The following is a 21,853-nucleotide window of genomic DNA, read 5'->3' as shown; positions in this document are numbered from 1 at the left end:
GGAGAACTCCATCGGCCTGGTCACCGCCCTCAACCCGTACATCGGATACACGGCCGCCACCGACATCGCCAAGGAGGCGCTCGTCAGCGGCCGGGGCGTCGCCGAACTCGTCCTGGAAAAAGGCCTGTTGCCCGCCGAACGACTCGCGGACCTGCTGCGCCCCGAGATCCTGGCGGGCAACGGCGCGTAGCGCTCCGCCGGACAGGCGGGTTCTTTGCTGTGGGCCGGTGGGGGCTGGTCGCTCCCCCACTCTCGGCTTCTCCCCCAGAGCCTTAAGGCCCTGGGGGGACCCCCAGAGCGGGGGGACCCCCATCGCGGCGGAGCCGCATATTGACACAGCCCCGCGTCCCTGGCCGGGCGCTGTCGCGCACCTGGTTTCACCACGACCGCTCAGACACACGAACGCGCACCAGGACCGTCCCGAAGGGAGAATGGCGATCATGGCACCAGCTCCTTCGCCCTCGTCCTCGCCCCCGACCTTCCAGCCGGTTCTGGAACGCATCGCCGAGGAGATCGAACGCACCCCCGGCCGTGGGCGCCCCGCCGACTACATCCCGGCCCTCGCGTCGCGAGACCCCCGCAGCTTCGGCATGGCCGTCGCCGAACTCGACGGCACGGTGTACGGGGTGGGGGACTGGCGGGAGCCGTTCTCCGCGCAGTCCGTCACCAAGGTCTTCACCCTCGCCCTCGACCTGGCCCGCGAGGGCGACGAACTCTGGGAGCACGTCGGCCGCGAACCCTCCGGCAATCCCTTCAACTCCCTGATCCAGCTGGAGTACGAGAGCGGCATCCCGCGCAATCCGTTCATCAACGCGGGCGCCCTCGTCGTCACCGACCGCCTGCACACCCGTACCGGGGACGCGGCCGGCACACTCCTCGACTTCCTGCGCACGGAGTCCGGCAACCCCGGGCTCACCTTCGACAAGGAGGTCGCCGCCTCCGAGGCCGGACGCGGCCACCGCAACGCTGCCCTCGCCCACTTCATGGCCTCGTACGGCAACATCGACAACCCGGTCCCGGACCTGCTGGAGCAGTACTTCCGCCAGTGCTCGGTCGAGGCGTCCTGCGCGGATCTCGCCCTCGCGTCGGCCTTCCTGGCCCGCCACGGCGTCCGGGCCGACGGCACCCGCCTCCTTACCCAGAGCCAGTCCAAACAGATCAACGCCATCATGCTGACCTGCGGTACCTACGACGCGGCGGGCGACTTCGCCTACCGAGTGGGCCTCCCCGGCAAGAGCGGAGTGGGCGGCGGCATCATCGCGATCGTCCCGGGCCGCTGCACGCTGTGCGTGTGGAGCCCCGGCCTGGACGAGCGGGGCAACTCGGTGGCGGGGGTGGCAGCCCTGGACCGTTTCACGACACTGACGGGAGTGTCGGTCTTCTGACCCTTGAGTGTTCTGACGGAACTTCTCAACGCCCTGTGGGGGGCGCCCCGACAGGGGCGCGGGGAACTGCGCGACAAGCCCCACCGGCGGGCAGCCGACAAGGCAACACCACCGACCACTCACCGGTAATACGCAGGCCCCCGCCTGGAAGGCACCCCGTAGCCGTCCGTCCACTCACGCTTGCCACGCTGCACGGGTGAAGGCTCCCCCGATCGACCTCTCCCGCTGTCAGGCCACAGGCCTGATCGGCACCGCGTGCCTCGCGCTCGGAGGCGAGAGTGCCGGGGCCCTCCCCGTACGGGAGTTCATCGCACCCTCCACCGACCGCGCCGCACTGGGCCTGGTCGGCGTCTACTTCGGTGTCGTCCTGCTGATAGCCGCCTGGACCCTGCTCGGCAGACTGGTCCGGGGCCCGGAGCCGCCCTCCGTACGGTCCCTGATGCTCGTCCTCGCCGTCTGGGCGGCCCCGCTCCTCCTCGCGCCGCCCCTGTTCAGCCGGGACGTCTACAGCTATCTCGCCCAGGGCGCGATGGTCGACGCGCACATGGACGTGTACACGCACGGCCCCGCCCTGCTCGGCGGCCCGCTCGCCGCCGAGGTCGCCCCGGTGTGGCAGCAGACCGGCGCCCCCTACGGCCCGGTGTTCCTCGCCGTCGCGTCCGGGCTCTCCGGACTGACCCGCGGCGAGATCCCCGCCGGACTGTTCGGCCTGCGGCTGGTCGCGCTGCTCGGCGTGGCGCTGATGGCGGCGGCCCTGCCCCGCCTCGCCCGGCACAGCGGCGCCGACCCGGCCGCCGCGCTCTGGCTCGGCGCCCTCAACCCGCTGGTCCTGCTGCACCTGGTGGCGGGCGCCCACAACGACGCGATCATGCTCGGGCTGCTCGGCATCGGCCTGGTGGCGGCGCTGGGCCGGTGGCCGGTCCTCGGCGCCGTACTCGTGACGCTCGCCGCCCTCGTCAAGGCGCCGGCCGTCCTCGGCCTCGCCGCGGTCGTGGCGCTCCAGATCCGCGCGGGCCGCAGCCCGGTGCGGGCGGTACTGACCACCGCGGGCGCGGCAGCCGCGACGACCGTCGGCGTCACCGCGCTGGCCGGTACCGGATACGGCTGGATAGGCGCCCTGAAAACCCCGGTGTCGCCCCAGAACTGGGCTCTCACCAGCCTTCTCGGCCGCGCGACGGCCGCCGTGCTCACCGAGGTCGGCAGCGATCTGGCACCGCTCGCCGTGCCGGCCTGGCACCTGCTCGGCATCGCCGTCACCGTCCTGGCCATCGCCTTCATATGGCTGCGCCGCCCACGCCTCAGCCCGGTCTACGCTCTTGGCCTCAGCCTGGCCGTCGTGGTCGTCCTCGGCCCGGCGATCCGGCCCTGGTACGCCCTGTGGGCCCTGTTCCTCATCGCCGCCGCGGCGCCCAGCACCTCCGTACGCCACCGCCTCGCCGCCGTCACAGGGGTCGTCGCGCTCCTCGCCCTGCCGAGCGGCGCGCCCGCCGGGACCGAGGAACTGGTCCTGGCCGTCTCCGGCGGCGCGCTGGCCGTGGTCGTCCTCTGGCAGGCCCACCAGACGGCCCGGACACCCCTGCGGGAGAGCACGGTATGAGCCTGAGCCCTGTGAGACTGCCCCGCACCGACCGGGAACGACTGCTCCTGGTGCTCGCCCTCGTCGTCACGGTGACCGTGTTCACCGCGACCGTGCCCCTGCTGCGCGGCTGGTTCGACCTGCGGGTCTACTACGGGACAGTCGACACCTGGGTCCACCACGGCGGCCGGATCTACGACTACCGGGTGCCCGGCACGACGTACGGCTTCACCTATCCGCCGTTCGCGGCCGTCAGCATGCTGCCGATGGCGCTGCTCGGGCTGCGCGCCGCGATCACCGCCGCGCTGCTGCTCAACCTGGCGGCGCTCGGCGCGGTGGTGTGGATGACCGCCGGACCCGTGCTGCGCCGGTACGGCTGGTACGGCTGGGCCCTGACCGGCTGCGCGCTGGCACTGTTCGAACCCGTCCGAGACACCGTCAGCTTCGGCCAGGTGAACCTCGTACTGCTGGCCCTAGTCCTCACGGACGCCTGGCTGCTGACGACCGGGCGGGCCCGCTGGGCGGGTATCGGGATCGGGCTCGCCGCCGCCATCAAGCTGACCCCCGCCCTGTTCATCGGGTTGCTGCTGCTCGCCGGGCGGCGGCGGGCCGCCGGGGTCGCGACGGCCGTCGCCGGTGCGGCCACCGCGCTCGCGGCCTGGATCGCGCCGGACGCCTCGCGGTTCTACTGGAGCGAGGCGCTGTGGGACACCCAGCGCATCGGGAAGGCGGCGTACGTCTCCAACCAGTCGCTCCAGGGTGTGCTGGCGCGGCTGGCCGAGCCGGGTGAACCGAGCCGTGCCGTGTGGCTCGTGCTGGTCGTGGTCGTCCTCGGTGTCTGGGCGTGGCGTGCCCGGCGGGCCGTCGCGGTGGGGGACTGGTGGGCCGCGTTCGCCCTCACCGGGCTGACCGCCTGTCTGGTCAGCCCGATCACCTGGGTCCACCATCTCGTCTGGCTGCTCCCGTCGTTCGCCGTCCTGCTGCGCACCGGGCACACGCGCGTGGCGGGTGCTCTGTACGCGGTGCTGTGTACGAGCGTCGTGTGGCTGTGGTTCGACGACGCGTCCGGCGTCGACGGCTTCGTCGGCGGCAGCGCGTACGTCTGGGTCACCCTCGGGCTGCTGCTGTGGCTGCCGGTGGACGACGCCGGTCAGACCCGTTTCGGGCCCACGAGCCGCAACACCAGCGACACCGCTCCGGCGCCGAGTGCGGCCGCTCCGAGGATCGTCCAGGTCGCCGGCCAGCCCGGCCCGCTGTCGGACGCCACGGTCGCGGCCACCGGCACTGGCACCGGCGCCGACCTAGGCGCTTCCGGGCCCGCCTGCGCCACCGGCCGCGCGGCGACCAGCGAGCCGACGGGAGTCACGCGTCCGGCGGCCCCGAAGCCCCAGTCGAGCAGCGAGCGGGCCTCCTCGTAGACGGCGTATCCGCCGCCGTCCTGAGGGTTCATCACCGTGACGACCAGGGTGCGCCCGCCCCGGCGCGCGGCGGCGACCAGCGTGTTGCCGGCCTTGCTGGTGTAGCCGTTCTTGACGCCGATCACGCCCCGGTAGCGCTTGACGCCGTTGGCGCCGGTCAGCAGCCGGTTGGTGTTCTGGATCTCGTACGACCGGCCGCCCCCGCCCGGGAACTTCGCGTAGGCCGTGCCGCAGTAGGCGGCGAAGTCGGCGTTGCGCAGCCCGGTGCGACCGAACACCGCGAGGTCGTACGCCGACGACACCTGGCCCGACGTGTCGTAGCCGTCGGGTGAGCGCACGTGGGTGTCGCGGGCGCCCAGGGAGCGGGCCTTGGCCTGCATCCGGACGGCGGTGTCGCGCCAGCCCCCGCTCATGGCGGCCAGGACGTGCACGGCGTCGTTCCCGGAGTTGAGGAACACCCCCCGCCACAGGTCGGAGACACGGTACGTACGCCCCGCCGCGACCCCGACCAGACTGCTGCCGGCCCCGATGCCCGCCAGATCGGACTCGGTGACCTTGTGCCGCAGGCCCGCGGGCAGTGTGGGCAGCACGGTGAGGGCGAAGAGTGTCTTGAGCGTGCTGGCCGGCGGCAGTTTGCGGTGCGCGTTGTGCGCGGCGAGCACCTCACCGGTGCCGGCGTCGGCCACCAGCCACGACAGCGCGGACACGTCCCGGGGGAGGCGGGGCGCTCCGGGGCGGAGCCGGGCCTGGGTGCCGGAGCGGTACAGCAGCCGCGCGTCCGCGGCCGTCGGCGCGACCGGGTCGGCACCGGTGCTGGCGGACGCCGTGACGGGCGGGAGCGCCAGCACGCCCGTCACGCACAGCGCACAGCAGGAGGCGGCGATCCGGGAAGAGAATCTGATGGTCATACCGCAAACGTAAGAATGGACGCGCCGAACGTGGCGCTGCCGGGGCCGAAGAGCGGGCCCGAACACCCGGATGCCACACCCGGGGAGCACGCAGGCGCCCAAAGGTGTGGCTACTCGGCGGGCAGTGTCGGCTGGATGCGCCGCAGGAAGGTCGCGTTGTCGGGCGTGCTGCGGAGCCGCTCCAGGAGGGTTTCCAGGTTTGCCTGGCCGTCCCGCGTCTGCAGGGCCCGCCTCAGCCCCTGAACGGTCGTCAACTCCGCCGGAGACAGAAGGAGTTCCTCACGGCGGGTGCCGGACGGGTTGATGTCGACGGCCGGGTAGACGCGCCGGGAGGCGAGCTCGCTGCTCAGCCGCAGCTCCATGTTGCCCGTGCCCTTCAGCTCCTCGAAGAAGAAGCCGTCGGCACGGGAACCGGTCTCCACCAGGGCCGTGGCGAGGATCGTGAGCGAACCGCCCTCCTCGGCCAGGCGTGCGGCGCCGAACAGCCGCTTCGGCCCGATCAGCGCGGCGGCGTCGACCCCGCCGCTGAGGGTGCGGCCACCGGAGGCCGCCGCGTTGTTGTGGGCCCTGCACAGCCGGGTGAGGGAGTCCAGGAGGATGACGACGTCCTCGCCCGCCTCGACCAGGCGCTTGGCCCGCTCGATGACGAGTTCGGCGAGCGCGATGTGCTGCTTGGGTGCCTTGTCGAAGGTCGAGGCGTACACCTCGCCGCGCACGGAGCGCCGCATGTCGGTGACCTCCTCGGGCCGTTCGTCGAGCAGCACCACCATCAGGCGGCACTCGGGGTGGTTGCCGGCGACGGCCGCCGCGACCTGCTGGAGCAGCACGGTCTTGCCAGTCTTGGGCGGGGCCACGATCAGCCCGCGCTGCCCCTTGCCGACGGGTGCGATCAGGTCGGTGACGCGTCCGGTGAGTCCGGCCGCCGGGTGTTCGAGGCGGAGCCGGTCGCGCGGGTGCAGCGGGGTGAGGTCGCGGAAGTGGCGACGGCCGCGCAGCTCTTCGGGCGTAAGGCCGTTGACCAGCGCGACCTCGGTCAGGGCGCGCTGGGTGCCCTGTGCGCCGGAGACGAGGTCGCCCTTGCGCAGGCCGTGGCGGCGGATCAGTGCCGGGGAGACCTGGAGGTCGGTGGATGTGGGCAGGCAGCTGTCGGCGGCCCGCAGATACCCCTTCCCGTTGCCGTCGATGTCGAGGACACCGGTCGCGATACGGGTCGGGGACAGTTGTTCAGCGCCCTGTCCAGGGCGACGTTCGAGTGTGGTGGTCATGGTCGGAGGGTCCTTTCACGGACGGTGACGCATGCCGCATGAGGCACGCGGAAGCAAGAGAGAGGGGAGGGCCGCGAGAACTGAGCGCGCCGGGCGCGCTGCGGGCGGCGGAAGACAGCGACACCTCGGGTACGACAGAACTACGTCGTAGCTGGTGAGGTGGTACTGGGAGAGCCGATGCGCCGATCGGGAATCCGACGGGCGGGTCAGCGAACTGAGGAAGAACAACACCGGCGCCCTAAACAGGGCGTACACAAGTGCTGACAGCACCGTACCACGCGACGCGCGGATGAGGCTGTGATTCGTGACTCAGCGGCTCGCGAGGAGCCCGTACAGGAGCGGGATGCGCGGCTCGGGCAACCGCCACCAGCCCGACTCCGTACGTTCCATCCGGGGCCAGCGCGGCCAGGGCAGTTCGTCGCTCTCGCGCAACCGCCGGATGGTCAGTCCCGCGCCGATCAACGCGTTGACCGCCTCGTCCATTCCGTGCATCCACTCGAAGCTCTCGGTGGCCCCCGCCACGGCCGGCCCGTCGGTGTACGTGAACGTCGCGTCGCGGTGCACGGCGACGCCCGGCGCGCCCAAGTAGTCGTGCCGCAGCAGGAGTTCGCCGGTGTCGTCAGGGGCGGGCTTCGGGCCGAGCGAGTTGAGCAGCGGATGGAACTCCACGAAGTACAACAGGCCGCCCGGGCGCAGGAGTTGAGCGACCGTCTCCGCCCAGCGGTCCAGGTCGGGCAGATAGCACAGGGCGCCCTTCCCGGTGTACACGACGTCGAACCGCCGCTGCTCCAGGGCCTCCACGGCGTCGTACACGTTCGCCCGTACGTATGTCACGTCGAGGCCCGCCTTCGCCGCGATGCCGCGCGCGGCCGTCACGGACGCCTCGGAGATGTCGAGGCCGACGGCCCGCGCCCCGCGCTCGGCGAAGGCGAGGGTCTCCGTGCCGAGGTGGCACTGGAGATGGAGCACATCGCGGCCGGCCAGTTCGCCGAGATCCTCCCACTCCCAGGAGGCGAACCAGCGCGACGGATCGAGGCTCTCGCCCAGACCGTAGAAACGGCTGGCGAGATGGACGGGGGTACGGGCGTCCCAGTTGGCCTCGTTGGCCCGCATCATCCGCGCGTGCTCGTCGGTGGTCATGAGGTCATCCAACCAAAAGGCGCCCGCTGTCGGCCGCCTTCGCTCAGGCGGACCCGGCGGCCTGCGCCTCTTGCGCGATCCGCTCGAACTGGGCGCCCATGGCCGCCGACAGCTCCTGCGCGGCCGACAGCGGACGGACCATGACCGTCAGTTCGTCGATCAGACCGTCCTCGTCGAGGTGCAGGAAGTCGCAGCCCTGAATCTCGCGCTCGCCGACCCGCGCGGTGAACACCAGCGCGTGGTCACGGCTGTCGGGCGCGCCGATCTCCCGCTCGTACCGGAAGTCCTCGAAGACCCGGGACACACCGCGCAGGATCGCCGCGGTGATCGCCTTGCCGGGGTACGGCTTGAACGCGACCGGACTGGTGAACACGACGTTCTCCGCCAGCAGCTTCTCGACGGCGTCGAGATCCCCGGCCTCCACTGCCTCACGAAATGCGCGCATCCGCTCACCCTAAGGGGTGAACCGCCCGAGCGGGCGTCCAAGGTGCCGCCCCGCTCACGCGCCCTAAGCTGGGCCGATGTTCAGCCCCGAAGGCCCCACCCTCCGTGAACTCGCCGTCCAGGCGCTGTCGTCCGTCGAGCACGGCTACGACCTGCTCGCACCGAAGTTCGACCACACCCCGTTCCGTACGCCGGACGCGATCCTCGACGCGGTGGCGTCGGCGCTCGGCCCCCTGGGGCCCTTCGACGACGGCCTCGACCTGTGCTGCGGTACCGGCGCCGGTCTGGCGGTGCTGGAGGGGGTGTGCCGGGGGAGTGTCACCGGGATCGACATCAGCGGCGGCATGCTGGAGGTGGCCCGGCAGCGGGCGGAGGCGGGCGAGCGCTCCGGCGGACCGCGCGTCGCCCTGGTACGTGGCGACGCCCGGGCCCTGCCCTTCGCCCCCGCGTCCGCCTTCACCCCCGCCTTCGATCTGGTCGTCAGCTTCGGGGCGTTCGGGCACTTCCTGCCGGGCGAGCTGCCGGGGCTGTTCGCGCAGGTCCACTCCGTGCTGCGGCCGGGCGGGCGCTTCGCGTTCCCCGTCGTGGCCCCGGCCCGCCCGGGAACGCGCGCCTACTGGGCGCTGCTCGGCTTCGACGCGGTGATGAGGGTCCGCAACGCCGTGTGGAAGCCGCCGTTCGTCATGTACTACCGGGCCTTCCGACTGGCTGACGTACGGCGGGAGTTGACGCACGCCGGCTTCGATGTGGAGACCCGTGCCCTGCCCGAGTTCGGGCGCGGGCCGGACGGCAGTCCGCGCTGCCGGATGGTGGTGGCGACGCGGACACCCGCCGGGCGACAGTCCGTCAGCTCTTGATGAACTCCAGCAGGTCGGCGTTGAACGCCTTCTCGAAGTCGCCCACCAGGCCGTGCGGGGCGCCCGGGTAGACCTTCAGCGTCGAGTCCTTGACCAGCTGGGCCGTCTTCTCCGCCGACGCGGCGATCGGCACGATCTGGTCGTCGGCTCCGTGCGCGATCAGCGTCGGTACGTCGATGCGGCCCAGGTCCTCGGTGAAGTCGGACTCCGAGAACTGCTTGACGCAGTCGTAGGCCGCCTTGAGCCCGACCTGCATGCTCCACAGCCAGAACGCGCGGCGCATGCCCTCGGACGGGGTCGCGTCCGGCCGGTTGAAGCCGAAGAAGGCCTCGCTGAGGTCCCAGTAGAACTGCGAACGGTCCGCCTCGACGCCCGCCCGGATACCGTCGAAGGCCTCGATCGGAGTGCCCTCGGGGTTGGCGTCGGTCTTCAGCATCAGCGGCGGCACCGCACCCAGCAGCACGACCTTGGCGACGCGCGCCGTCCCGTGCCTGCCGATGTAGCGGGTCACCTCGCCGCCACCGGTCGAGTGGCCGACGAGGATAACGTTGTCGAGGTCGAGCGACTCGATCAGCTCGGCCAGGTCGTCCGCGTACTGGTCCATGTGGTTGCCCTGCCACGGCTGCGCGGAACGGCCGTGCCCGCGCCGGTCGTGCGCGATGGCCCGGAAGCCGTGCTCGGCGACCAGACGGGACTGGCCCTCCCACGCGTCCGCGTTCAGCGGCCAGCCGTGGCTGAACACCACCGGCTGTCCGGTGCCCCAGTCCTTGAAGAAGATCTCGGTGCCGTCGGAGGTGGTGAACGTAGTCATGGGGTGCCTTTCGAAAGGTGGGACGTAATCGGACAGACGCGCGATCTACCGCGCGCTGTCCGGTCATACCCCGACGTTATGCGCCCTTGGCCTCCGGGGAATCAGTCATCTGACTGCACCTGCCACCCGCCCCGTACGGCTCACTATCCGTTAGCGGTCCTTACCTGCGTCAGAGTGCGGTGTGCAGGGCGTCGATCAGCGCCATCTTCCGAGGGTCGTCGGCGATGTGGGGACCCATGCGGTTCATCACATAGCCCATCGACACTCCGCCATCCGGGTCGGCCAGCCCGCAGGAACCGCCGAACCCGTCATGGCCGTACGCCCTCGGGTTCGGCCCGTACGAGCCGCCCGGGCCGCTCAGCCACAGCCCGAGCGCGATCTCTGTGTCGTGGCCGAAACCGGCGCCGAGGACCAGGTCCCGGCAACTGCCCTGTCCCTCGCGCACCCGCTCGGCCGCCTCGGCGGAGAGGATGCGCTGCCCGCCGTAGGAGCCCTGGCCGGCGAAGACGCCGTACAGCGCGGCGATCGCGCGTGCCGTGCCGTGGCCGTTGGCCGCCGGTATCTCGGCGGCCCGCCACTCGGGGCTGTTCGCCTCCGCGGGGCCCGCGAGGGGATTGGCCAGCGCGGCGATCGCCGTGGGCGTCAACTGGGCGAAGATCGCGGCCTGTTCGCTGGTCGAGGCGGCCGGCGGCTGCACCAGCTCGGCAGCCCGCCCGGACTCCTTCTCCGGCAGCCCGATGGTGAAGTCGATGCCCAGCGGCCCGGTCACCTCCCGCTCCAGAAAGGCGCCCGGCAGCAGCCCCGACACCCGGCGGACCACCTCACCGACCAGGAAGCCGTACGTCAGCGCGTGATACCCGGATCGAGTCCCGGGCTCCCACCAGGGCTCTGTCGCCGCGAGCCGGCGGGTCGTCAGCTCCCAGTCGTAGAGGTCGGCGAGCGAGTGCGGCTCCCGCAGGCCGGACAGGCCCGACCGGTGCGACAGCAGATGCCGTACCAGCACGCCCTCCTTGCCGGCCGCCGCGAACTCGGGCCAGTACGCGGCCACCGGGGCGTCGAGGTCGAGCAGCCCCCGGTCGGCGAGGATGTGAGCGCACAGCGCCACCGGGCCCTTCGACGTCGACCACACGTTGACGAGCGTGTCGCGCTCCCACGCGCGCGTGTGCCCGGCGTCGGCCCAGCCGGCCCACAGGTCGACCACCGTCTCGCCGCCGACCGTGACGCTCACCGCCGCGCCGAGCTCCCCGCGGTCGCGGAAGTTCTCCTCGAACGCCGTGCGCACCGCCGAGAAGCGTGCGTCGCAGTCGCCGTGAACGTGTGGCACGTGCTCGGACATGGGCCCTCCGCGGTCCGCCGGAACACCGGGCCACGACGCTGTGACCCGGCACGGACGAACATACCGACTGGTCGGATCGCGCGGAAGGCGTCGGAAACGACCAGTTCTGCCTACGGACCCGTCACGCGTACGAGCGCAGCCAGCTCAGCTTCGTCGCCTCCTGGAACGGCCCGCCGCCCTCGTGGTCGTTGAAGTCGTAGACCTCGATCTTCTTGTCGTCGTTCGCCCAGGCGTTGAAGACCGCGAAGACCGTGGACGGCGGGCAGGTCTGGTCCTCCAGGGCCGTCGAGAAGAGCGCCGGGGCCCGGCCGCGTGCCGCGAAGTGCACGCCGTCGAAGTAGGCGAGCGTGTTCAGTGCGTCGGCGGTGCGGCCCCGGTGGGTCTTGAGGTAGCTGCCGATCTCGCGGTAGGGGTGGCGGTCGGTGAGGGTCGCCGCGCGCGGGAAGTCGCAGAGGAACGGCACGTCCGGGGCGACCGCGACCAGGTCGGGGACCAGCCCGCCGACCGCGAGCGTGATCCCGCCGCCCTGACTGGAACCGAGGGCCACCGTGCGCGCCGGGTCGACCAGCGGATGCGAGCGGGCCGCCTCGACAGCGCGCACCGCGTCCGTGTACACCCGCCGGTAGTAGTAGTTCTCGGGGGCGTCGATGCCACGGGTCATGAATCCGGGATACGAGGGCGCGTTGCCCACCGGGTCGGCCGTTCCACCGCCGCCGCCCCAGGCGCTGCCCTGGCCGCGCGTGTCCATGACGAAGTGGGCGCGGCCGGTCGACGCCCACAGCAGGTTCTCGTGCGGCAGACCGCGCCCACCGCCGTACCCGATGAACTCCACGACCACCGGCAGCGGCTCCGAGGCCCCGGCGGGCAGCCGCAGCCAGCCCTTCACCGGGTGACCGCCGAATCCGGCGAACGTCACGTCGTACACGTCTACGGTGGTCAGCCCCGTGTCCACTGGCTCGAAACGGGCGTCCAGGTCGTGTTCCCGGGTCTCCTGGAGGGTCTTGGACCAGAAGGCGTCGAAGTCCTCGGGCTCGGCGGACTCGCTGCGGTACTCCTGGAGTTCGTCCAGGGGGAGGTCGAACTGGGCCATGTCGGACCGCCTTTGTCGGGTGCTGGCAAGCGCTTGCGGATGATCACACCGTACGTGGGAGGGTCGGCGACCCGCCAGGCCCCGAGCCGCGGGCAAGGCCCTCGCGAGAACGGGCGCACCTCTACCATGACGCCCATGTCGACTGCTGTGGAACTGCTGGTCAGGGACGCCGAACTGCTCGTCGTGGACGGCGCGCGCGAGATTCCCGGCGGGTGGGTGGCCGTCGACGGCGGGCGCGTCACCGCCGTGGGCGCCGCCGGGACCGAACCCGAGGCCCGGAGGACCGTGTCGGCGGCCGGGCGGCTCGTCACACCGGGCCTGATCAACACGCACCACCACATCTACCAGAACCTCACCCGCTCCTACGCGCCCGCTGTCAACGGCACCCTCTTCGACTGGCTGACCACGCTCTACCCGCTGTGGGCGGCACTCGACGAGGAAGCGGCGTACGTGTCCGCGTACGTCGGTATGGCCGAACTCCTCATGGGCGGCTGCACCACCTCCTCCGACCACCTCTACGTCCATCCGCGCCCCGGACTCGTCGACGCCGAGATCCGGGCCGCCCGCGACATCGGCTTCCGCTTCCACGCCACGCGCGGCTCGATGACCCGTTCCGTGGAGGACGGCGGGCTCCCGCCGAGGAGCGTCACGCAGACCGAGGACGAGGTTCTCGCCGACAGCGAGCGGCTCATCAAGGCCCACCACGACCCGGAACCGGGCGCGCTGGTCCGGGTCGCGCTCGCGCCCTGCTCGCCCTTCTCGGTGACCAGAGAGCTGATGACGGCCACCGCCGAACTCGCCGAGCGGTACGACGTACGACTCCACACGCACCTCGCGGAGGACCACGACGAGGACACGTACTGCCTGGAGACCTACGGCTGCCGGCCCGTCGAGTACTTCGAGGAGGCCGGCTGGATGAGCGACCGCACCTGGGTCGCCCACTGCATCTATCCCAACGACGCTGAACTGCGCCGCCTGGCCGCCGCGGGCGTCGGCGTCGCGCACTGCCCCAGCTCCAACATGCTCATCGGCGGTGGCACCGCGCGCGTCAAGGAGATGCGCGAACTGGGCCTGCCCGTCGGTATCGGCTGCGACGGTTCCGCCTCCACCGACCACGCCTCGCTCTGGATGGAGACACGCGGCGCCCTGCTCCTCGGGCGCTACCGGGGCGGACCCGGCGCGATGACCGCGCGCGACGCCCTCGACATCGCCACCCGGGGCTCGGCGCGCTGCCTGGGCCGCGCCGACGAGATCGGGCATCTGCGGCCCGGCGCATGCGCCGACCTCGTCGTGTGGGACCTGCACGAGGTCGCGCTCGCCGGTGCGCTCAGCGACCCCGTGGAGGCGTGGCTGCGCTGCGGACCGGCCCGCGCGTGGACGACGGTCGTCGCCGGACGAGTCCTGGTCGACCGGGGCGAACCCGTCCTGCCGGGCCTGCGGGATGCGCTCACCGACCACCGCCGGATCGCCCGCCGGATGCAGGAGATGGTGTGACGATCAGCCCTGCCCGTCACGCCCGCCGTCCCGTCCACTCCGGCTCCGTACGCGCCCATGCCCGCTCCCACTCCATGAGCCGACGCTGAACGACCGTACGGCGTACGGCGGTTCGGGCGAGGAGGACGACCCCGGTGGTCAGACCCGCGGCACCGATGCCCATCGCCACCGTGTGCTGCCGGACCGCGACGGCGCTGGGCGGCGCGGCGACGGGCCGCCCGTGCGCGTCGAGCCACAGGTCGACGGTGTCACCGCGCCGGGTACCGGGCGGCACGTGCGCCGTCGCCGTACGCGCCCCCGCACCCGGCTCCCTCCACAGCACCCGCACCCGGTACAGGTGTTGTCTGCCGGCCAACGCCGAGGGTGCTCCTGCCCCGGCTCCGCCGACGGCCACCGCGTGGACGCGATGACGCTCGGCACGCTGAACGGTGGCTGTGGCCCGCGCCTCGTCGTACGTCCACCGGGCCGTGACCACTCCGGCCAGGGGTGCGCCGACGCACAGCGACACGGCGACGACGAGCACCGTCCACGCCTCCACCACGTCCGACCGGCGGCGCAGCGGATGGCGTCGCCAGCGCCAGCCGTACACCCGCGTTCGCCCGAGGACCGCCACCCGCCCATCGTCGCGCGCGACACCGTCAGAACGGGAGCCGCGCGCGGGGGGTGGCGTGCACGACCCGCCCGCGCCCCCCTGGGCCCGGCGCACCACCGCGAGCCGTGTCCTCAGCGTTCGCGGGGGGTCTTACGCGTCTTCAGCCGAAGCGTTCGATCCGGATCCGGTCCACGGGCTGGCCCGCCGCCACCAGCAGCCGTGAGGCGTGCTCGGCGAACGCGTTGGAGCCGCACACATACGCCTCCCATCCGCCCGGCGGCAGTTCGGCGGCCAGCAGCGGAGCCACCTGGGAGGCCGCCAGCCGTCCGACCGGCACACCTTCGGGCGCCCGGCGGGTGAAGACGGGCGTGGTCTCGGCCCCGTACTCCCGCGCGTAGATCAGCTCCTCCGGAGCGCGTGCCGACACCAGCAGCCGCAGCGGTACGGTCAGACCGCGCACGCGGTGGTGCCGGACCATCGACATCAGCGGTACGACCCCGGAGCCCGCGCCGATCAGCAGCGCCGCACGGTCGCCCGGCCAGGCGAAGAAGCCGCTGAGCGGACCGCGCACCTCGACCTCGTCGCCCGGCTTGGCCAGCGTGTGGAACCAGCCGGAGACCTCGCCGCCCTCGACATGGTCCAGGGTCAGTTCGACGTGCCCGGCGTCGTCCGGGGGCGAGGCGATCGAGTAGTGACGCTGGGCCGTGTATCCGTCGTCGGCCCTCAGCCGCAGCATCAGGTGCTGGCCCGGCAGATGACCCGCCCAGCCGGGCACCGCGAACCGGAAGGTGGACGCGTGGGGCGTCTCCCGCCGGACCTCGGTGAGTGTCGCCGTCTGCCAGCGGGCCGCCTCGCGGTTGCTGACGGCGATGCGGCCGGGGACGGCGAACCGGGTCGGGGGCACGAAGGTGTCGGCCGCCGTGGTGTCGGCGGTGGTCCTAGTCACCGGAGTACCTCTGCTCCTCCCACGGGTTCCCGCGCGCGTGATAGCCGTTCTGCTCCCAGAACCCCGGCTCGTCGTGGTCGAGGAGCCGCAGGCCGGCGATCCACTTGGCGCTCTTCCAGAAGTACAGGTGCGGCACCAGCAGCCGTGCCGGGCCACCGTGCTCGGCGGCCAGCGGCTGCCCCTCGTACTCCCAGGCGATCCAGGCCCGGCCGCCGGTCAGGTCGGCGAGCGGGAGGTTCGTGGTGTACCCGGTGTGCGAGTAGGCGACGGCGTGGGTGGCCGACGCGTCGGGGCGCACGGCGTCGAGAAAAGCGTCCAGGGACACGCCCCCGAACCGCACCCCGAACTTCGACCAGCTCGTCACACAGTGGATGTCACCCTCGTACGCCGACGCGGGCAGTGCGTGGGCCCCGGCCCAGTCCCAGGTGCGCGGCTCGGCCACCAGACCGTCGATCCGGAACGACCAGTCCGCGGGCGTCAGATCGGGGGTGACCTCGGCGGACAGGACGGGCCAGTCGTCGCCCGCGTCGTACTGGCCGGGCGGCAACCCGGCGTTGTGGACGCGCGGGCGTCCGGTGAAGCCTCGGGTGACGTTCATGGGGTGTGCGCCTCACGGTCAGGCCTGGTCAGTGGGTACGCCTACCACCGTACGGGGTCGCGGCGCATGCCCCGGACCCCGGGCCCGCGGTGATCATTGCGGGCGCATGAACTCTCTCCAAGTCTTCGCAACCCCGGGAATAGCACTCCCGCGATCGGCCTTGCCGTGAGTGCGGGTTGTGGTGATCGGCGCCGGCCGGTCCGGCGCGAGCGAAGGAAAGTGGGAGCAGATGCCCAAGGCGTACGTCTTCACACGGTTCGGCGGTCCGGAGACCGAGGCGTTCGTCGACGTGGACCGGCCGCACCCCGGCCCCGGACAACTGCTCGTGGCGGTGCGCGCGGCAGGCGTGAACCCCGTCGACTGGAAACAGCGCACCGGCTACGCCCGCGCGGGCGGCACGGCGCGCGAGCTGCCCGCCGTCTTCGGCAACGAGGTCGCCGGGGTGGTCGCGGAGGTGGGCGAGAACGTCACCGGCTTCGCCGTCGGGGACGCGGTCTTCGGCAACCCGGTCGCCGGCGGCTACGCCGAGTACGCCCTGCTGCCCGTCGCGGTGACCGCACCCAAGCCCGCCGCGCTGTCCTTCACGGAGGCGGCGGCCCTGCCCGTCGCGGCGGCCACCGCGTACGACGGCATCGACCAGCTCGCCCTGCCGGAGGGCGCCACCCTGGTGGTCACCGGCGCGGGCGGCGGAGTCGGCGCCGCGGTCCTCCAGATCGCCCGTACCCGGGGACTGCGGGTCGTCGGGGTCGCGAGCGACGGCAAGAAGGACTTCGTCGAGTCGCTGGGCGCGGTGCATGTCCCGTCCGGCCCCGACTTCGCGGCGAGGGCGCGGGCGGCGGCCCCTGACGGTGTCGACGGCGTCTACGACCTGGTCGGCGGCGAGGTGCTCGCCGAGGCGGCGACCCTGCTGACCGACCGCACGAAGCTGATCACCGCGGGCGCGCCCGCCGATGTCGCGGAGCGGCTCGGCGGCGCCCGGGTCGTCCGGGCCCGCGACGCCGCCGTCCTCGCGGCGGTCGCGGACCTCGTCGTACGCGGCGACCTGACCCCGCACGTGACCCGGACCTTCCCGCTCGACCGGGCCGGCGAGGCCCTGCGCACGGTCGAGGAGGGCCACGCACGCGGGAAGACGGTCATCGTGGTCGCGGCGGCGGAGACCGGGGCCGGCGCATGAGCACGCCGCACCCCCTCGACCACCCCGCGCTCGCCGCCCTCACCGGCCCGCACGCCCACTTCGCCGAATGGCGGGGCCGGATCGTGCGCTACCCGGTCGACGTGACGCCCTGGCTGGCCCTGCCCGCCGACCTGGACGACCGCGACTGGGCGGACATCGCCGCGCTCGCCGGTCCCGGGTCCGACGTCCCGCTGCTCGGATTCCAGGGGCAGGTCCCGGACGGCTGGGACATCACCTTCCACGCGGAGGGCGTGCAGTTCGTGGACGACGGACTGGCCGCCGCCCCGGACCCGGAGGCCGTGGAGCTGGGCCCGGCCGACGTGCCCGAGATACTGGACCTGGTCGCCCGGACCCAACCCGGCCCGTTCCTGCCCCGCACCATCGAACTCGGCACCTACCTCGGGATCCGCCGGGGCGGGGCGCTCGTGGCGATGGCGGGGGAGCGGCTGCACCCGCCCGGCTGGACCGAGATCAGCGCGGTCTGCACCGACCCGTCGGCCCGTGGCGAGGGCCTCGCGACCCGGCTGATCCTCGCCGTCGCCCATGGCATCCGGACCCGCGGCGAGACCCCGTTCCTGCACACCGCAGCCGAGAACACCAACGCGATCCGACTGTACGAGTCCCTGGGCTTCCGGCTGCGCCGCACCACCGCGTTCATGGGGGCGCGGGTGCCCGAACGCCTGGGAGACGAACGGGAGTTGGCGGTGCCGTAGCAGGTGTCGGGCAGTGGGACTCGGAGTCGAGAGGACCTGCGCCCAACTGTTCGGGTACTGTTGCCGTTCGGCCGTGGAGCGCCCCGGCCGGACATCACCTGGGAGGTGAGACCCATTACCGCTGTGTCAGCTCGGGTGCTCTCACCTCAAGGCAGCGCGGACCGCCTCCGCTAGGCGACCGCGAGAGCGCCCTTCGGCTTCCGAAAGGCTCTCGGCTTCATGCCCCCCAGATCTTCCAGTTCATCCAGTTCTTCAGGTTCTTCCAGTTCCTCTTCGTTCGACTCCTCCCCGGCCTCCGTCGTCGCCGCCCTGCGCGCGGCAGGCTGTGTCTTCGCCGAGGACGAGGCACGGTTGATACTCTCCGCCGCCCGCGGTCCGGCGGAGGCGGCAGCGATGGTCGCCCGCCGCGCTTCGGGCCTGCCGCTCGAACACGTCCTCGGCTGGGCCGAGTTCAGCGGGCTGCGTATCGCCGTCGAGCCCGGTGTCTTCGTGCCGCGCCGGCGTACCGAGTTCCTGGTCGCCGAGGCCCTCGCTCAGGCCCCGGACGCGTCCGTCGTCGTGGACCTGTGCTGCGGCTCGGGCGCGGTCGGCGCCGCGCTGGCCGCCGTACTCACCGGAGTCGAACTGCACGCGGCCGACATCGACCCCGTGGCCGTGCGCTGCGCCCACCGCAATGTCGCCGCGTACGGCGGCCACGCCCACGAGGGCGACCTGTTCGACGCCCTGCCCACCGACCTGCGCGGCCGGATCGGCGTTCTGGCCGCCAACGTGCCCTACGTGCCCACCGAGGAGGTCGGCCTGCTGCCGCCGGAAGCGCGCGACCACGAACCCCTGGTCGCCCTGGACGGCGGCGGCGACGGCCTCGACGTGCTGCGCCGGGTCGCCGCCGGGGCGCTGGAGTGGCTCGCCCCCGGCGGCTGCCTCCTGGTCGAGACGAGTGAACGCCAGGCGCCGGCGGCGGTCGAGGCCTTCGAGGCCGGTGGCCTGGTCACACGGTTCGCGGTGTCCGAGGAGCTGTACGCGAACGTGGTGATCGGAGTCAGGCCCTAGGCGCGGAGAACGGCCGGTGGCCGTCCGCGCGAGGGTGCTCGCGCGGACGGCCACCGGCCGTGGGTGGCCCGGGCTCAGAGCCGGTAGGGCTTGGCACGCCGACGCAGTACCCAGGCCGTCGCCACGAGCCCGCACGCGACCAGCGCGCCGCCCGCCGCGAAGGTGACGGTGCCGTAGTCCTTGGCGGCGCCCCCGAGTCCGCCCATGACACCCCGGGTGGGGGAGGCGGTGGCGGAGATGGTGGGCGTCGAGACCGTGCTGACGATGACGGCCTGGGAACCGGCGGTGTCGCCGTTCGCGCACCGCACGGTGACGGTGTACGTGCCGGTGCCGGCGTTGGACCAGACGGCGGACTGGCTGGTGCTGGTCCCCGAGAGCGTGACCACACGCCCGTCGGCGAAGGACCGCTGACTGCTGTTGAGGAGCGAGGCACTGCCGTAGCCGCTGCCGCTGCTGGTGGGGCACGCACTGGTGGTCACCGAGACCGTGGATCCGCTGGTGCTCACGGAGATCCCGGCAGCCGAAGCCGTCGGGGTGGTCAGGGCGAGCGTGAGCACGGCGGCTGCCACGGTCGGGCCGGATCGGAGGAGGAGGGGAACGGTTCGCATGTCGACTGCCCTTCGGCGGCACGGTTGGCGGTACGTCCCATGCGCCGCCGAGGGTCGGGGATCGCCCGTGCCACCTCGGGGTCAGCCAACGTGCTCCGGTCCCGGCCCGCACCCGGGCGGCCACCGGGCAGGTGACAGGTTCGTTCGTACGGCGGACCGCGGATGGGCTGTCAAGGTGATCGGGGCCCGCTCCGCGTGAACGGGCGTCGCCCTACGCCCTACGGCGCTGTCACCGCCGTGCGCTCAGGAGACGGTGAGCAGCAGTACACCGCAGACGGACGTGACGTACCGGGTGACGCGTCGCACAGCTGCTTCCCCCTCCGACCCTCCTGCACGGTATTGGTCCGGACCAATATGGACCCGGCGGGGTGTGTGCATCAAGAGGGGTGCGGAACCGCAGGGCGGTGCCGGGGCGGGCGGGCGCCGGAGCCGACACGGGCTCAGGCGCCCGGACCCCGTCGGCAGTTCGGGGCGTGCACCGTACGGCCCCCTAACGGTGGCCGCCTGATCGGACCGGTACCAGATTGGACCGAGTGTCCGTCAGATCCCCCAGGAGAGGCCCCTATCGTGCGTGTCCAGACGCTGACGCTCGCCGTGGCCGGCGCGGCCCTGCTCGCCCCGACCACGCTGCCCGCCGCCGTCCACTCGAACGAGCCGGTGCGGTACGAGGGTGGCGTCCGGGCCTCCGACCTGCTGGCCAAGGTGCGTGACTGCGCTCCCGTGTCCAACGGTCACTACCGGAGCGACGCCGGAGCCCGCGCGGACATCCCCGTCTGCGGCACCGAGGACGCCGTCTTCTGGAAGGCCGACATGGACATCGACTGCGACGGCCGGCCCGGTCCGCGGTGCAACGGGCGCACCGACCCGTACTTCGCCGACACCACCGCCTTCCAGCAGTCCGACGGCCGCTATCTGGACCCCGAACGCCTGCCGTTCATCGTCGTCCCGATGGCCAGCGGTATCTGGAACTACCGCGACCACGGCATCCGGGGCGGCTCGGTCGCCGCTGTCATCTACAAGGACCGCGTGCAGTACGCGGTCGTCGGCGACACCGGCCCGCAGGACATCATCGGCGAGGCGTCGTACGCCACCGCCGCGGCGCTGGGCATCAACCCCGACCCGCACGGCGGCGGAACGGCCTCCGGCGTCACGTACATCGTCTTCAAGAACTCCAGGGTGTCGCCGATCGAGAACCACGCGGCGGCGGTGGAGACGGGGGAGCGGCTGGCAAGGCAGTTCGTCGGCCCGACCGTCGAGGGCACTGAGGCCGCTGAGAGCTCCGAGGGCGACGGGACCGTGGCCGGCGACTGAGCCGACCCGTTCCGGGGAAGGGGCGGCGGGCCGGTCCGTGAACCGCTCCCTGCCGCTCCCTCCCCGCGCTCGCTCACACCTTGCGGTACGTGTACGCCTCCGATGCCGCCGCCTCGACCGCCGCGAGGTCGGCTCCCGTCGACGCCGTGACGACGGCGGCCACCGCACCCTCGACGAAGGGGGCGTCCACCAGGCGGGTGCCGTCCGGGAGTTCGTCGCCCTCCGCCAGGAGCGCCTTCACCGTGAGGACCGCGCTGCCCAGGTCCGTCAGGACGGCGACCCCGGCACCCCGGTCCACGGAACGGGCCGCCGCGGTGATCAGTTCGGCGCTCGTGCCCAGCCCGCCGGACTCGGTGCCGCCCGCCGCGGCTACGGGAACGGTCGCCCCGCCGCCCATGAGCCCCCGGGCCAGGTCAGCCACCGAGGCGGCCACCGCAGCGCTGTGCGACACCAGCACGACCCCGACCAGTTGCTCGCCCTGTTCGCCGCTCAGGCCGGTTCCGTCACTCACCGGCGGTCTCCGCGAGCGTCGCGATCAGCAGGGCCGCCGAGGTGGCCCCCGGGTCCTGGTGACCGATGCTGCGTTCGCCGAGATAACTCGCTCTGCCCTTCCGGGCCTGCAGGGGAGTGGTCGCGACCGCGCCCTGTTCGGCGGCCGTGCGTGCGGCGGCGAACGACTCGGTGAGGGCGTCCACGGCGGGCACGAGAGCGTCGATCATCGTCTTGTCGCCGGGTGTCGCCCCGCCCAGCGCCATCACCGCGTCCACCCCGACGCGCAGCGCGTCCGTGAACTGCTCCGCGCTCACCTCGGGCGCCTCGCCGAGCGCCTTGCCCGTGCGGCGCAGCAACGTGCCGTAAAGGGGGCCCGAGGCTCCGCCGACCGTTGAGATGAGCCGGCTTCCGGCGAGAACGAGGACTGCGCCGGGAGTGTCCGGCACCTTCTCCGCCACGACGTCGGCCACGGCGTCGAAGCCGCGTCGCAGATTGCTGCCGTGGTCGGCGTCGCCGATCGGCGAGTCCAGATCGGTGAGCCGCTCGGCCTCGCGGCCGACGGACTCGGCCGTCGCCGTCATCCAGCGGCGGAAGAAGTCGGCGTCGAGCACTGGATCTCCTTGCGTGGTAGGTACGTTGGCAGCT

21 protein-coding genes and 2 pseudogenes are annotated in these 21,853 nt (G+C 72.5%); 10 read left to right on the top strand and 13 right to left on the bottom strand.

Annotated features, from left to right (window positions below; translation table 11 throughout):
• The 4 genes and pseudogenes from aspA to G3I56_RS45025 all read left to right on the top strand — a co-directional run.
• Positions 1-190 (top strand): annotated as a pseudogene (gene aspA, locus G3I56_RS13395) (aspartate ammonia-lyase); the annotation flags it as partial.
• Between the two features lie 241 nt (positions 191-431).
• A complete protein-coding gene (locus G3I56_RS13390; protein WP_164409143.1) occupies positions 432-1,385 on the top strand; it encodes a glutaminase in 954 nt (317 codons plus the stop codon).
• A gap of 196 nt (positions 1,386-1,581) precedes the next feature.
• On the top strand, positions 1,582-2,982 hold the full coding sequence (mptB, locus tag G3I56_RS13385; RefSeq protein WP_164409142.1) for a polyprenol phosphomannose-dependent alpha 1,6 mannosyltransferase MptB: 1,401 nt from the start codon (positions 1,582-1,584) through the stop codon (positions 2,980-2,982).
• The gene (locus G3I56_RS45025; protein WP_343239937.1) at positions 2,979-4,379 is read left to right on the top strand and encodes a glycosyltransferase 87 family protein; all 1,401 of its coding nucleotides are present in this window, start codon (positions 2,979-2,981) and stop codon (positions 4,377-4,379) included. The genes mptB and G3I56_RS45025 overlap by 4 nt, the downstream gene beginning before the upstream one ends.
• 35 nt (positions 4,380-4,414) lie before the next feature.
• On the opposite strand, the pseudogene G3I56_RS13375 reads toward G3I56_RS45025, so the two are convergent.
• The 4 genes and pseudogenes from G3I56_RS13375 to G3I56_RS13360 form a co-directional block, all read right to left on the bottom strand.
• Positions 4,415-5,287 (bottom strand): annotated as a pseudogene (locus G3I56_RS13375) (serine hydrolase); the annotation flags it as partial.
• 110 nt (positions 5,288-5,397) lie between these two features.
• Positions 5,398-6,552 (bottom strand): transcription termination factor Rho, encoded by a 1,155-nt coding sequence (gene rho, locus G3I56_RS13370; protein WP_164409140.1) that lies wholly within the window; start codon positions 6,550-6,552, stop codon positions 5,398-5,400.
• Positions 6,553-6,861: 309 nt separating this feature from the next.
• The gene (locus G3I56_RS13365; protein ID WP_164409139.1) at positions 6,862-7,692 is read right to left on the bottom strand and encodes a class I SAM-dependent methyltransferase; all 831 of its coding nucleotides are present in this window, start codon (positions 7,690-7,692) and stop codon (positions 6,862-6,864) included.
• Positions 7,693-7,735: 43 nt separating this feature from the next.
• Positions 7,736-8,137 carry a nuclear transport factor 2 family protein gene (locus G3I56_RS13360; protein ID WP_164409138.1) on the bottom strand — a complete coding sequence of 134 codons (402 nt, stop codon included), beginning with the start codon at positions 8,135-8,137 and terminating at the stop codon, positions 7,736-7,738.
• Positions 8,138-8,213: 76 nt separating this feature from the next.
• Here G3I56_RS13360 and G3I56_RS13355 point away from each other — a divergent pair, with 76 nt between their 5' ends.
• On the top strand, positions 8,214-8,993 hold the full coding sequence (locus G3I56_RS13355) for a class I SAM-dependent methyltransferase (RefSeq protein WP_164409137.1): 780 nt from the start codon (positions 8,214-8,216) through the stop codon (positions 8,991-8,993).
• On the opposite strand, the gene G3I56_RS13350 is transcribed toward G3I56_RS13355, so the two are convergent.
• The 3 genes from G3I56_RS13350 to G3I56_RS13340 form a co-directional block, all read right to left on the bottom strand.
• Positions 8,983-9,804 (bottom strand): alpha/beta hydrolase, encoded by an 822-nt coding sequence (locus G3I56_RS13350; protein ID WP_164409136.1) that lies wholly within the window; start codon positions 9,802-9,804, stop codon positions 8,983-8,985. The genes G3I56_RS13355 and G3I56_RS13350 overlap by 11 nt on opposite strands.
• Before the next feature lie 169 nt (positions 9,805-9,973).
• Entirely contained in the window at positions 9,974-11,140 is a 1,167-nt protein-coding gene (locus tag G3I56_RS13345; RefSeq protein WP_164409135.1) for a serine hydrolase domain-containing protein, read from the bottom strand.
• 121 nt (positions 11,141-11,261) lie between these two features.
• Positions 11,262-12,230, bottom strand: coding sequence for an acetylxylan esterase (locus G3I56_RS13340; protein WP_164409134.1), 969 nt, complete (start codon positions 12,228-12,230; stop codon positions 11,262-11,264).
• A gap of 135 nt (positions 12,231-12,365) precedes the next feature.
• On the opposite strand from G3I56_RS13340, the gene G3I56_RS13335 reads away from it, so the two are divergent.
• Positions 12,366-13,724, top strand: a complete 1,359-nt coding sequence (locus G3I56_RS13335; RefSeq protein WP_164409133.1) for an 8-oxoguanine deaminase — start codon at positions 12,366-12,368, stop codon at positions 13,722-13,724.
• 16 nt (positions 13,725-13,740) lie between these two features.
• Here G3I56_RS13335 and G3I56_RS13330 read toward each other — a convergent pair whose 3' ends face one another.
• The 3 genes from G3I56_RS13330 to G3I56_RS13320 all read right to left on the bottom strand — a co-directional run bounded on the left by G3I56_RS13330 (position 13,741) and on the right by G3I56_RS13320 (position 15,860).
• Positions 13,741-14,337: a hypothetical protein gene (locus tag G3I56_RS13330; RefSeq protein WP_343239936.1), complete on the bottom strand. Its 597-nt coding sequence runs from the start codon at positions 14,335-14,337 to the stop codon at positions 13,741-13,743.
• Positions 14,338-14,476: 139 nt separating this feature from the next.
• Positions 14,477-15,262, bottom strand: coding sequence for a ferredoxin reductase (locus G3I56_RS13325; RefSeq protein ID WP_164409132.1), 786 nt, complete (start codon positions 15,260-15,262; stop codon positions 14,477-14,479).
• A complete protein-coding gene (locus tag G3I56_RS13320; RefSeq protein ID WP_164409131.1) occupies positions 15,255-15,860 on the bottom strand; it encodes a sulfite oxidase-like oxidoreductase in 606 nt (201 codons plus the stop codon). Before G3I56_RS13320 ends, G3I56_RS13325 begins: the two co-directional genes overlap by 8 nt.
• Before the next feature lie 229 nt (positions 15,861-16,089).
• Here G3I56_RS13320 and G3I56_RS13315 point away from each other — a divergent pair, with 229 nt between their 5' ends.
• The 3 genes from G3I56_RS13315 to G3I56_RS13305 all read left to right on the top strand — a co-directional run bounded on the left by G3I56_RS13315 (position 16,090) and on the right by G3I56_RS13305 (position 18,797).
• On the top strand, positions 16,090-17,034 hold the full coding sequence (locus G3I56_RS13315; RefSeq protein ID WP_164409130.1) for an NADP-dependent oxidoreductase: 945 nt from the start codon (positions 16,090-16,092) through the stop codon (positions 17,032-17,034).
• A complete protein-coding gene (locus G3I56_RS13310) occupies positions 17,031-17,747 on the top strand; it encodes a GNAT family N-acetyltransferase (protein ID WP_164409129.1) in 717 nt (238 codons plus the stop codon). Before G3I56_RS13315 ends, G3I56_RS13310 begins: the two co-directional genes overlap by 4 nt.
• 219 nt (positions 17,748-17,966) lie before the next feature.
• Positions 17,967-18,797: a putative protein N(5)-glutamine methyltransferase gene (locus G3I56_RS13305; RefSeq protein ID WP_164409128.1), complete on the top strand. Its 831-nt coding sequence runs from the start codon at positions 17,967-17,969 to the stop codon at positions 18,795-18,797.
• 74 nt (positions 18,798-18,871) lie between these two features.
• On the opposite strand, the gene G3I56_RS13300 is transcribed toward G3I56_RS13305, so the two are convergent.
• Positions 18,872-19,405, bottom strand: coding sequence for a hypothetical protein (locus G3I56_RS13300; protein ID WP_164409127.1), 534 nt, complete (start codon positions 19,403-19,405; stop codon positions 18,872-18,874).
• Positions 19,406-19,972: 567 nt separating this feature from the next.
• Here G3I56_RS13300 and G3I56_RS13295 point away from each other — a divergent pair.
• Entirely contained in the window at positions 19,973-20,716 is a 744-nt protein-coding gene (locus G3I56_RS13295) for a glycoside hydrolase family 75 protein (protein ID WP_164409126.1), read from the top strand.
• Positions 20,717-20,789: 73 nt separating this feature from the next.
• Here G3I56_RS13295 and G3I56_RS13290 read toward each other — a convergent pair whose 3' ends face one another.
• Positions 20,790-21,227, bottom strand: coding sequence for a PTS fructose transporter subunit IIA (locus G3I56_RS13290; protein ID WP_343239935.1), 438 nt, complete (start codon positions 21,225-21,227; stop codon positions 20,790-20,792).
• A complete protein-coding gene (gene dhaL / locus G3I56_RS13285; RefSeq protein WP_164409125.1) occupies positions 21,220-21,819 on the bottom strand; it encodes a dihydroxyacetone kinase subunit DhaL in 600 nt (199 codons plus the stop codon). Before dhaL ends, G3I56_RS13290 begins: the two co-directional genes overlap by 8 nt.
• Positions 21,820-21,853 lie beyond the last annotated feature (34 nt).

It is taken from the genome of Streptomyces sp. SID12488 (assembly GCF_010548275.1).
Taxonomy (GTDB): Bacteria; Actinomycetota; Actinomycetes; order Streptomycetales; family Streptomycetaceae; genus Streptomyces.
This window is presented reverse-complemented; position numbering and strand designations above follow the sequence as displayed.

Excerpts from the sequence above, each read along its gene's own strand:
- G3I56_RS13300 (WP_164409127.1), bottom strand. The coding sequence starts at position 19,405 with ATGCGAACCGTTCCCCTCCTCCTCCGATCCGGCCCGACCGTGGCAGCC.
- G3I56_RS13355 (WP_164409137.1), top strand. The coding sequence starts at position 8,214 with ATGTTCAGCCCCGAAGGCCCCACCCTCCGTGAACTCGCCGTCCAGGCG.
- G3I56_RS13320 (WP_164409131.1), bottom strand. The coding sequence starts at position 15,860 with ATGAACGTCACCCGAGGCTTCACCGGACGCCCGCGCGTCCACAACGCC.
- G3I56_RS13365 (WP_164409139.1), bottom strand. The coding sequence starts at position 7,692 with ATGACCACCGACGAGCACGCGCGGATGATGCGGGCCAACGAGGCCAAC.
- G3I56_RS13340 (WP_164409134.1), bottom strand. The coding sequence starts at position 12,230 with ATGGCCCAGTTCGACCTCCCCCTGGACGAACTCCAGGAGTACCGCAGC.
- G3I56_RS13310 (WP_164409129.1), top strand. The coding sequence starts at position 17,031 with ATGAGCACGCCGCACCCCCTCGACCACCCCGCGCTCGCCGCCCTCACC.
- G3I56_RS13335 (WP_164409133.1), top strand. The coding sequence starts at position 12,366 with ATGTCGACTGCTGTGGAACTGCTGGTCAGGGACGCCGAACTGCTCGTC.
- G3I56_RS13360 (WP_164409138.1), bottom strand. The coding sequence starts at position 8,137 with ATGCGCGCATTTCGTGAGGCAGTGGAGGCCGGGGATCTCGACGCCGTC.
- G3I56_RS13390 (WP_164409143.1), top strand. The coding sequence starts at position 432 with ATGGCGATCATGGCACCAGCTCCTTCGCCCTCGTCCTCGCCCCCGACC.
- G3I56_RS45025 (WP_343239937.1), top strand. The coding sequence starts at position 2,979 with ATGAGCCTGAGCCCTGTGAGACTGCCCCGCACCGACCGGGAACGACTG.
- G3I56_RS13315 (WP_164409130.1), top strand. The coding sequence starts at position 16,090 with ATGCCCAAGGCGTACGTCTTCACACGGTTCGGCGGTCCGGAGACCGAG.
- G3I56_RS13350 (WP_164409136.1), bottom strand. The coding sequence starts at position 9,804 with ATGACTACGTTCACCACCTCCGACGGCACCGAGATCTTCTTCAAGGAC.
- G3I56_RS13305 (WP_164409128.1), top strand. The coding sequence starts at position 17,967 with ATGCCCCCCAGATCTTCCAGTTCATCCAGTTCTTCAGGTTCTTCCAGT.
- rho (WP_164409140.1), bottom strand. The coding sequence starts at position 6,552 with ATGACCACCACACTCGAACGTCGCCCTGGACAGGGCGCTGAACAACTG.
- G3I56_RS13345 (WP_164409135.1), bottom strand. The coding sequence starts at position 11,140 with ATGTCCGAGCACGTGCCACACGTTCACGGCGACTGCGACGCACGCTTC.